Annotated in this window: 10 protein-coding genes; 2 read left to right on the forward strand and 8 right to left on the reverse strand. The window is 66.5% G+C overall.

What is annotated here, in order from left to right; all coding sequences use genetic code 11:
* Positions 1-461 (reverse strand): FAD-dependent oxidoreductase (locus RMO40_RS08520; RefSeq protein ID WP_309719072.1); only part of this gene is annotated, 461 nt, incomplete at its 3' end.
* A 170-nt stretch (positions 462-631) separates the two neighbouring features.
* Here RMO40_RS08520 and RMO40_RS08525 point away from each other — a divergent pair.
* Positions 632-1,897 (forward strand): hypothetical protein, encoded by a 1,266-nt coding sequence (locus RMO40_RS08525; protein WP_309719075.1) that lies wholly within the window; start codon positions 632-634, stop codon positions 1,895-1,897.
* A 194-nt stretch (positions 1,898-2,091) separates the two neighbouring features.
* On the opposite strand, the gene clpB is transcribed toward RMO40_RS08525, so the two are convergent.
* From clpB to RMO40_RS08540, 3 genes are read right to left on the reverse strand one after another with little or no spacing between them, the layout of a single operon-like run.
* Positions 2,092-4,680: an ATP-dependent chaperone ClpB gene (gene clpB / locus RMO40_RS08530; protein WP_309719079.1), complete on the reverse strand. Its 2,589-nt coding sequence runs from the start codon at positions 4,678-4,680 to the stop codon at positions 2,092-2,094.
* Positions 4,681-4,739: 59 nt separating this feature from the next.
* Positions 4,740-5,129, reverse strand: coding sequence for a fluoride efflux transporter CrcB (crcB, locus tag RMO40_RS08535; RefSeq protein WP_309719082.1), 390 nt, complete (start codon positions 5,127-5,129; stop codon positions 4,740-4,742).
* On the reverse strand, positions 5,126-5,608 hold the full coding sequence (locus RMO40_RS08540; RefSeq protein ID WP_309719085.1) for a molybdenum cofactor biosynthesis protein MoaE: 483 nt from the start codon (positions 5,606-5,608) through the stop codon (positions 5,126-5,128). The genes crcB and RMO40_RS08540 overlap by 4 nt, the downstream gene beginning before the upstream one ends.
* Before the next feature lie 260 nt (positions 5,609-5,868).
* On the opposite strand from RMO40_RS08540, the gene dapA reads away from it, so the two are divergent.
* Positions 5,869-6,768 (forward strand): 4-hydroxy-tetrahydrodipicolinate synthase, encoded by a 900-nt coding sequence (dapA, locus tag RMO40_RS08545; protein ID WP_309719088.1) that lies wholly within the window; start codon positions 5,869-5,871, stop codon positions 6,766-6,768.
* Here the strand turns inward: dapA and RMO40_RS08550 are convergent.
* The 4 genes from RMO40_RS08550 to RMO40_RS08565 all read right to left on the reverse strand — a co-directional run.
* Positions 6,755-7,006, reverse strand: a complete 252-nt coding sequence (locus tag RMO40_RS08550) for a MoaD/ThiS family protein (protein WP_309719091.1) — start codon at positions 7,004-7,006, stop codon at positions 6,755-6,757. The genes dapA and RMO40_RS08550 overlap by 14 nt on opposite strands.
* Positions 7,003-8,247 (reverse strand): molybdopterin-binding protein, encoded by a 1,245-nt coding sequence (locus tag RMO40_RS08555; protein WP_309719094.1) that lies wholly within the window; start codon positions 8,245-8,247, stop codon positions 7,003-7,005. The genes RMO40_RS08550 and RMO40_RS08555 overlap by 4 nt, the downstream gene beginning before the upstream one ends.
* Positions 8,210-8,749, reverse strand: a complete 540-nt coding sequence (gene mobB, locus RMO40_RS08560; protein WP_309719097.1) for a molybdopterin-guanine dinucleotide biosynthesis protein B — start codon at positions 8,747-8,749, stop codon at positions 8,210-8,212. The genes RMO40_RS08555 and mobB overlap by 38 nt, the downstream gene beginning before the upstream one ends.
* Positions 8,750-8,751: 2 nt before the next feature.
* Positions 8,752-10,043: pyridoxal-phosphate dependent enzyme (locus RMO40_RS08565; RefSeq protein ID WP_309719100.1), on the reverse strand; the 1,292-nt coding region annotated here is incomplete at its 5' end.

Here is a 10,043-nt window from a genome sequence, read left to right on the forward strand (position 1 = left end):
ATGTTCGGGTGGCGGCCCACCTCTTCGAGCAGCACGTCGTGAATGGCCTTGCCGGTGGCGTCGGCCGCGTGGGCGATGCGCCGCACCGCGTGGCCACCTTCGCGGGTGAGGTGCAGGCCGAGCGGGCCTTCGGGGTCGGGCGAAAACGGCACCCCGCGTGCCACCAGCCACTCGATGGCTTCGGCGCTGTGTTCGGCGATGAAGCGGGCGGTCTGCTCATCGACCAGGCCGGCGCCGGCTTCTTGCGTGTCGCGCACATGCGAGTCGATGCTGTCGTCGGTGCCCAGCACGCCGACGATGCCGCCTTGCGCCCACTGCGTGGCGCCCTCGTTCAGGTTGCGCTTGGCGAGCACGACCACCGGGCGGTGCTGGGCCAGGTGGAGTGCCACCGTCAAGCCCGCAAGCCCCGCACCAACGATCACCACGGGGAGAGTTGACGGGTCGGACGGCTTGGCAGGCATGGGATACGGCGAACCGGAAGGCGTGGAATCGCAGGATTCTATCGACGGGGTTCGCAGCACCTCGTCTGGCTTAGGGATTCCCGCTTCGCCGGGGGTGTGAAATCATCCCAATCGCTTCTCTCACATTTAGAAACATTCCCCCTACACTGGCGTGTAGCTAGGACTCACCGATGTCGATTTCACCCGCCAACCCGCCCGCAGACCCCCCTGACTCAGACGGCTGGCAAGCCACCCGCGCCGAGACCGTGGTGGCCACCCAGATCCAGCCGCGCGAAGAAGACGAAACCGAAGCCGAAGGCCACGACATCGGCCGCCAGGTCAGCTCGAGCCAGCGCGAGCTGTTCGTCTCGTGCGACCCGGCCGAGGCGATGCAGCAGCAGTTCGACCACCTGCGCCCCGAATACATCGCCTTGCATGACGTGGGCACCCAATCGTCGCGCAAGCTGCTGGCCGGCGTGGCGGCTGCCAGCGGGCGCAGCGTGCAAAAGCTGGTGATACGCCGGCAGGGTTATGGCACCCCGCTGGCCACGCTGGAATTCATCGATTTCCCGGCTGGCAAACAGTCGCTGCGTATCTACACCACCGAGGCCGATGCCGACACCGTGGCCCGCCACGAACTCGCGCGTGTGCTGCTGAGCTACAGCCGCCTCGGCGTGCTGATGGTGGGAGACATGCCCCCGCATTTGATGAATTCATCCTTCGAGCCGCTGCACGAAGCGATGATCAAGAACAACTGGCACAACCGGCACATGCTCTTGTTGCCGCTGGCCGCCTCCAGCGCCTTGAGCAGCCACGGCACCGACCTCGGCCGAGGCACTGGCGTCAACGTGCGCACCACGCCGCAGGTCACCCGCCCGGCCGATGCCTGGTCGTTCATCAGCGGCACATGGAACCGGTTGCGCGAGCACATCCACACCGAGACCGGCACGGCCCTGCCCGCCCTGCCCGGTGCCAACAGCCGTGCGGCCGGCGCCCCTGCACCGGGGAGCCCCGCGGCAATCAACCCGGTTTCAGCGCCCATGCCTCTGGCGATGAAGCCCATGCCCACCGTGCGCAGCGCCGAGCCGCGCAGTGACGACACCCCGCTCGCGCGTTACGTGAACCAGTTGATCGAACTCACCGGCATGGTCAGCGTCGGGATTTTTGATGTGGCGAGCGGCCAGGGCCTGCTGCACGCCGGTGCCCGCCCGAGCGCCGACGAGCTGGGCCAGCACGGCGCGTCCCTGCTCGCCGCCATGACCCAGGCCAGCCGCGCGCTGGGCATGGGCCACGCCCTGCCCGAGGCCGCCATCACCCTGGGCACGCATCACCTGCTGCTGCGCGCCGTGCCGCACCACCCGGGCCTCGCCTTGCACGTGGTGCTCGACAAGACCCATGCCAACCTGACCCTCGCACGGTTGCAGATCATGCGCATGGACAGCGTGCTGGAGGGGTAGAGGCCCCCCAGTCGCTTCGCTCCTGCCCCCAAGGGGCTGAGCCCGGACACAAACAGTCCAGTGGACTGTTTGTGCCTGGCGAAGGGTCGGGCCACTGGCCCGACGCGGCCTGCAAGGCCCACCCAGCAGCCCGGCAAAGCCGGTTCCGCGGGCGTTGCTCGAGGAACGCTTCGCGTTGCTCGCTCTTTGCAGGGTCAGTGCACCACCCGCCCGAAGACGAACTCGCCGCCTTCCACGTCGACCGGTATCACGTCCTTCGGGCCGAACTTGCCTTCGAGGATCAGCTTGGCCACCGGGTTTTCGATGCGCTGCTGAATGGCCCGCTTGAGCGGCCGCGCACCAAACACCGGATCGAAGCCGATCTTCGCCAACTCGGCCAGTGCGGGCTCGGAAACGTCGAGCTTCATGTCCATCTTCTCGACCCGCGCCTCCAGCACCTTGAGCTGGATCTTCGCGATGGCGGCGATGTTGTTGCGGTCGAGCGCGTGGAAGACCACGGTCTCGTCGATGCGGTTCAGGAACTCGGGGCGGAAGTGCTGCTTCACGTCGACCATCACCGAGTCACGAATGTCGTCGCTGTCTTGCCCGGCCATCTGCATGATCTGGTGCGAACCGAGGTTGCTGGTCATCACGATCACGGTGTTCTTGAAGTCGACCGTGCGGCCCTGGCCGTCGGTGAGGCGGCCATCGTCGAGCACTTGCAGCAGCACGTTGAACACGTCGGGGTGGGCCTTCTCCACCTCGTCGAGCAGCAGCACGCTGTAGGGCTTGCGGCGCACGGCTTCGGTGAGCGCGCCGCCCTCGTCGTAGCCCACATAACCCGGAGGCGCGCCGATGAGGCGGCTCACCGAGTGCTTCTCCATGTATTCGCTCATGTCGACGCGGATCATGTGGTCTTCGCTGTCGAACAGGAACCCGGCCAAGGCCTTGCACAGCTCGGTCTTGCCCACACCAGTGGGCCCGAGGAAGAGGAAGGAGCCGGTCGGCCGATTCGGGTCACTCAAGCCCGAGCGTGAGCGTCGGATCGCGTTCGACACGGCCTCGATGGCTTCTTCCTGCCCGACCACGCGATCGTGCAGCTTGGTTTCCATTTGCAGCAGCTTGTCGCGCTCGCCCTGCATCAGCTTGGCGACCGGGATGCCGGTGGCCCGCGCCACCACCTCGGCGATCTCTTCGGCGCCGACCATGGTGCGCAGCAGCTGCGGCTTGCCGGTGGTGGCCCCCTTTTTCTCTTTGGCTTGCGCGTCCTTGAGCGTTTTCTCCAACTCGGGCAGCTTGCCGTACTGCAGCTCGGCAACCTTGTTGAAGTCGCCCTTTCGCTTGAACTCCTCGATCTGGAAGCGGATGCGGTCGATCTCTTCCTTCACGTGGGCCGAGCCCTGTGCGGCGGCCTTTTCGGCCTTCCAGATTTCTTCGAGGTCGGCGGCTTCGCGCTGCAGCTTGCTGATCTCCTCTTCGAGCAAAGCAAAACGCCTTTGCGAGGCTTCGTCCTTTTCGCGTCGCACGGCTTCGCGCTCGATCTGCAGCTGGATCAGCCGGCGGTCGAGCTTGTCCATCACCTCGGGCTTGGAGTCGATCTCGATCTTGACCTTGGCCGCGGCCTCGTCGATCAGGTCGATCGCCTTGTCAGGCAAGAAGCGGTCGGTGATGTAGCGGTGCGAGAGCTCGGCCGCCGCCACGATGGCCGGGTCAGTGATCTCCACGCCATGGTGCACTTCGTACTTCTCTTGCAGGCCGCGCAGGATGGCGATGGTGGCCTCCACGGTCGGCTCGCCGACCAGCACCTTCTGGAAGCGGCGCTCCAGTGCGGCGTCTTTCTCCACGTACTTGCGGTACTCGTCGAGCGTGGTCGCGCCGATGCAATGCAACTCGCCGCGCGCCAGAGCAGGCTTCAGCATGTTGCCCGCGTCGATCGCACCTTCGGCCTTGCCCGCACCCACCATGGTGTGGATCTCGTCGATGAAGACGATGGTCTGGCCTTCGTCTTGCGCCACTTCCTTGAGCACGCTCTTCAACCGCTCTTCGAATTCACCGCGAAACTTGGCTCCGGCCAGCAGCAAGGCCATGTCGAGCACGAGAACCCGCTTGCTCTTGAGCGAATCGGGCACTTCGCCGGCCACGATGCGCTGTGCCAGGCCTTCGACGATGGCGGTCTTGCCGACACCCGGCTCGCCGATCAGCACCGGGTTGTTCTTGGTGCGGCGTTGCAGCACCTGGATGGCACGTCGAATTTCGTCGTCGCGGCCGATCACCGGGTCGAGCTTGCCCTGACGGGCGCGCTCGGTGAGGTCGAGGGTGTACTTCTTCAGCGCCTCGCGCTGGCCTTCGGCCTCGGGGCTGTCGACCTTCTGGCCACCACGCACGGCGTCGATGGCAGTATCGAGCGCCTTGCGGGTGAGGCCGTGCTCCTTCACGAGCGGGCCGACGCTGCCTTTGCTGTCGGCCGCAGCCAGCAGGAACATCTCGCTGGAGATGAACTGGTCACCGCGTTTGGTGGCTTCTTTCTCTGATGTTTGCAAGAGCGCCGCCACCTCGCGGCTGGCCTGCACCTGCTCGCCACCTTGCACCTGCGGCAGCTTCTTGATCTCGGCGTCGAGTGCCAGTTGCAGCCGGTTGGTGTTGACACCGGCCCGTTCGAGCAAGGCCTTGGGGCCATCGGCTTGCGCCAGCATGGCGGCCAGCACGTGCACCGGTTCGATGTAAGGGTTGTCGCGATTCAGGGCCAGGCTTTGGGCTTCGCCCAGGGCTTCCTGGAATTTGGTGGTGAGCTTGTCGAGACGCATGGGTCATCCTCCGATTGCTGGAGATTTGAGGCAGTGCCCCGAGTTTTCAAGGCATCGGGTCAAGCCAGCATGACGCGCATCAAACGAAAGCCGATTGCCGCGCACGCCAGCGAGCCCACGACATGCGCACTGGTATGGGCGAGCGCCCAGAGGTACTCGCCACGCTGCATCAGCGAAAGCGACTCGCCCGAGAACGCCGAGAAGGTGGTCAGACCTCCGAGGAAGCCAGTGACCAGCAGCAGGCGAAGCAGCTCGTTGGGCGAACGGTCGAACCACACCAGCGCCGCACCGATCATCAAACCGCCCACGCAGTTGACCAGCAAGGTGCCGAGCGGGAAGCCCTGCCACGGCCCGTTGAGCCACGGGCCTGCCGCCCAGCGCAGCAAGGCGCCCACCGCGGCGCCGGCGGCCACGGCGAGGATTTGCGCCCAGGGCAGCGCCGTGCTCATGCCGCCGCATTCCCGCTGGCAATGCCCCAGCGCGCGAGCGCCTGGTCGTCGTGCACCCGAGCGTCGACCCAGCGTGCGCCGTCAGGCGTGTGCTCCTTCTTCCAGAACGGGGCCTGGGTCTTCAGGTAGTCCATCAGGAACTCACATGCCTGGAAGGCCTGGCCGCGGTGGGCCGATGAAACCACCACCAGCACGATCTGGTCTTGCGGCGCCAACGCGCCCACACGGTGGATGACGCGAACGCCGCGGATGTCGAAGCGCGCCGTCGCCGTGTCGATCATGGCCTCGATGGCCTTCTCGGTCATGCCGGGGTAGTGCTCCAGCTCCATCTGGCTCACGCCCAGGCCTTCGCTCCGGTCACGCACGGTGCCCACGAAGCTGACGACCGCGCCCACACCGGGGTCGCCTGCTCGCAAGGCGCTCACTTCGGCACCGAGGTCGAAGTCTTGTGTCTGGATCGTCACGCGAGAGGCAGGCATTGGTTTCATTGTGGCACTGGCATGCAGGGGCTCGGGCACAATGCCGCGATGCTCTTGCGCCACCTCCACACCCCTGCCCTTGCGGGCATCGGTGCCACCGCGCTCAAAAGCAAAAAGCAGACGCTCATCTGACCGGGGCGTTGCGCATCCGTCGTCAGTTGAGCGACGGAACAGACACACGGCAGGCCCCCACCTCCCCCACTGACCCTTCGCTCCCCTGCGCGGACCTTCATTCGGTCTGTCATGCAAGGAGATGCCTCGTGGGTTCATTCGATTTTTCAGGTTTGTGGATTCCGCTGGTCACGCCGTTTCAAGCCGGCCATGTGGACGTGGCCGCGTTGCAGCGGCTGACGCGCCATCTCGCCAAGACCGACATTTGCGGCTTCGTGGCCTGCGGCAGCACCGGCGAGGCCGAGTCACTGACGCACGAGGAGCAGCTCGCCGTGCTCGATGCCGTGCTGGCTGCAAGCGGCGGCAAGCCGGTGCTGATGGGCCTGGCGGGCACACGGCTCGACAAGATGGCCGCGCACCTGCGCCCCTTGGCGCAGCGCTCCATTGCCGGGGTGCTGGTGTCGGCGCCCTATTACCTGCGACCCGCCCAGGCCGGCATCGTGGCGCACTTTCGCGCGCTGGCCGACGCCTCGCCGGTGCCGCTGGTGCTCTACGACGTACCGGCCCGCACGGGGGTGCAGATGACGCTGACCACGCTGCTCGCACTCGCTGACCACCCCAACATCCGAGCCCTCAAGGACTGCGGTGCCGACGAGCTCAAGACCCGCGTCTTGATCGCCGATGGGCGCCTCGCCGTGCTGGCGGGCGACGACGAGCGCATCTTCAGCACGCTGTGCATGGGCGGCGCTGGCGCCATCGCCGCCTCAGCCCACCTGCTGCCGCAGCTGTATGCCGAGATGGTCAGCGCCACCCGCGCCGGCCAGATGCAGCAGGCACGGCGGCTTTACCACGCGCTCATGCCTGTGTCGCAGGCGCTCTTTGCAGAGCCCAACCCGAGCGTTTTCAAAGCGGTGCTGGCGCGACAGGGCTGGATGAGTGATGAGTTGCGGCTGCCTCACAGCCCGGCGACGGTGGAAGCGGTTGAGCGCGCCTGGACGGCACTGGAGGCCGCCGAACGCGCCGTGCCCGAGGCCCTCAACCGCCTGTGACGGGCGGGAAGAACGCCAGCTCGGCACCCTCATGCAGCGCTGCCGACTCGTCGCACAGCGTCTGGTCGAGCGCCGTGCGAACCGCACGGCCACGCGCCAAGGCCTGGGCATGCGGGGCGCCGCGCGCGATCAAGGTGTCGCGCAGTTGGGCCACGGTGCTGCCTTCGACGGCATCGATCGTCTCGCCCGTGCCCAGTGCCTCACGCAGCGAGGCGAAGTAACGCAGCTGGATCTTCATGCCACCCACTCCGCCAAGGCAATGAACCGCACGCTGTCGCCGGCGCGGATGGGGGTCTCCGGGGGGTTGTCGACCACACCGTCGGCCCACACGGTGGAGGTGAGCACCCCGGAGCCCTGGTTGGTGAAAAGGTCGAGGCCACCTTGCTCGTTGCGCCGAACGCGCAGGAACTCGCGGCGTTTGTCGGCCCGTGGCCAGTCGAAATCAGCCCGCATCGGCATGCCCACCGGTTGCAAGACCGAAGCGCCCTGCAGGTGCAACAACAAGGGCCGCACCGCCAGCAAAAAGGTGATGAAGCTCGACACCGGGTTGCCGGGCAGGCCGACGAACCAGGCCTTCTCTCCCATGGCATCGCCCTCGGTACGCCGCACGCTGCCAAAGGCCAGCGGTTTGCCAGGCTTGATGGCGATCTGCCACAGGTTGAGCTCACCCTCGGCCTGCACAGCGGGCTTGAGGTGGTCTTCTTCACCCACCGACACACCACCGCTGGTGACGATCACGTCATGGCCCTGCGCTGCCTGGCGCAAGGCGGCGCGCGTGGCGTCGAGCCGGTCGGGCACGATGCCTAGGTCGGTGCATTCGCAGCCCAGCGACTGGATCAGCGCACGCAAGGTGAAGCGATTGGAGTTGTAGATGGCGCCCGGCTTCAGCGGCTCACCGGGCATGGCCAACTCGTCGCCGGTGGAAAACAGCGCCACCCGTGGACGGCGGGTCACCGCGAGGGTGGCAGCGCCAGCAGTGGCCGCCAGGCCCAGCGCCTGCGGCGTGAGGCGGGTGCCGCGTGGCAACGCGATGGCGTCGCGCGACAGGTCTTCGCCACGGCGGCGCACCGACTGGCCCGTGAGCGGCACCGTGTTGACACGCACCGCGCCATCCAGCGCTTCACATTGCTCCTGCATCACGACCGCATCGGCGCCTTCGGGCAGCAACGCGCCGGTGAAGATGCGGGCAGCGGTGCCCGGCTGCAGAGCGGCACCCACCACGCCGGCGGGGATGCGCTGGCTGACAGGCAACAGCGCGCCGGCTGCAGGGACGTCAACGCTTCGCATCGCATAACCGTCCATCGCGCTGTTGTCGGCCGAAGGCACGTCGACCAGCGAGCGCACCTCACTCGCCAACACGCGGCCCACCGCGTCGAAGGTCGAGACGGTCTCGTGGCCAGCCAAGGGCTGAACAGCACCGAGCAGCCGAGCCAGGGCCTCGTCAAGCGTCAGCAGCGTCGTAGGGCGAGGAGTATTCATAGCGGCTCGGGTTGGCCATCAGGAAGTCGGCCACCGACTGCACGTCGCTCAGGCTCAAGACCGGCAGGCCGGTGGGCACGGGCAAATTCTGCGGCTCGTCGGTGGCGACCGCGACGATGAAGGGGTCGTGTGGGTAGTGCGCAGCCTCGCCGGTCTCGGCGCGCCAGACTTCGATGCGCAGCAGGTCGGCATGCCTGAAGCCCTCGACCAGCGCCCAGTCGCAATCCGACAGCTCGGCCAGCAGCTGGTGCACCGTGGGGTCGGCCTGCACCTCGTACTCGCGGATCTTGGCCAGGCGTTTGTTCGAGGCCACCACCACCTCGAAGGCCCCGGCTCGCCGGTGACGCCACGAGTCCTTGCCTTCGTGGTCGATGTCGAAGGCATGGTGGGCATGCTTGATCACCGACACCCGCTGGCCCGCGGCCTTCAGACAGCCGATCAAGGGCTCGATCAGCGTCGTCTTGCCCGAGCCGGAGTAGCCACTGAAGCCGATGACTTTCATGCTCACATGTTCTCGGTGATGTAGCGCTTCACCGCGGCCGTATCGGCCTTCATCACCTTGAAACGCTTGGGCAAGGCTTCGATGCCTCGCAGCGCAGCCGGGCGATCGGGCTCACGGCCCAGGGCTTCGACGATGGTCTCGGCAAACTTGGCCGGCAAAGCAGTCTCGAGCACGATCATCGGCACGCTGGGCTCCAGGTGTTCGCGCGCGACCTTGAGGCCGTCGGCGGTGTGGGTGTCGATCATCATGCCGTTCTGCTCCCAGGTGTCGCGGATGGTGGCCAGGCGGTCGGCGTGGGTGCTGTGCCCCGACTGGAAACCATAGACCGAGATGCGTGCCAATTCGGCCGGGCTGAGCTGGAAGAAGCCTTGCTTTTCCAGCTGCGCCTTGAACATCTCGCGCGTGCGATCGCCGTCACGGCCCAGCAGGTCGAACACGAAGCGCTCGAAGTTGCTCGCCTTGGAAATGTCCATCGACGGGCTGGAGGTTTCGAAGGTCTCGGCGCTCGCCCGCGGGCGGTAGAGGCCGGTGCGGAAGAACTCGTCGAGCACGCGGTTTTCGTTGGTGGCCAGAACCAGGCGCTTGATCGGCAAGCCCATCATGCGCGCCACGTGGCCGGCGCAGATGTTGCCGAAGTTGCCCGAGGGCACGGCGAAGCTCACCCGCTCGTCGAGCTGCGACTTGTCACCGTCCAGGCCCATCAGGCGTGAGTCCAGGCCCATGCGGCGCGATTCCATGCCGGCACGCCCGGGAGCGTCGGGCGAGGTCGCCTGGAAGTAGCCGGCAAAGTAATACACCACCTGGGCCAAGAGGCGCGCCCAGTTGATGGAGTTCACCGTGCCGATCTTGTGGCGGCGCTTGAACTCCAGGTCGTTGGACACCGCCTTGACGATGTCCTGGCAGTCATCGAATACGCCTTGCACGGCGATGTTGTGAATGTTCGCGTCCTGCAGACTGAACATCTGCGCCTGCTGGAAGGCGCTCATGCGGCCCTTGGGCGACAGCATGAAGACCTTGACACCCTTCTTGCCGCGCATCGCGTACTCGGCAGCGCTGCCGGTGTCGCCCGAGGTGGCACCCAGGATGTTGAGCGTCTCGCCGCGGCGGCCCAGCTCGTATTCGAACAGGTTGCCGAGCAGCTGCATCGCCATGTCCTTGAAGGCCAGCGTGGGGCCGTTGGACAGGGCTTCGAGGTAGAGGCCGGGTTGCAGCGTCTTCAGCGGCGCAATCTCGGGCGTGCCGAAAACAGCCGGCGTGTAGGTGCGGTGGACGATGTCGTAGAGGTCGGCGGCGG

Source organism: Rhizobacter sp. (assembly GCF_031412075.1).
Classification (GTDB): domain Bacteria; phylum Pseudomonadota; class Gammaproteobacteria; order Burkholderiales; family Burkholderiaceae_C; genus Rhizobacter.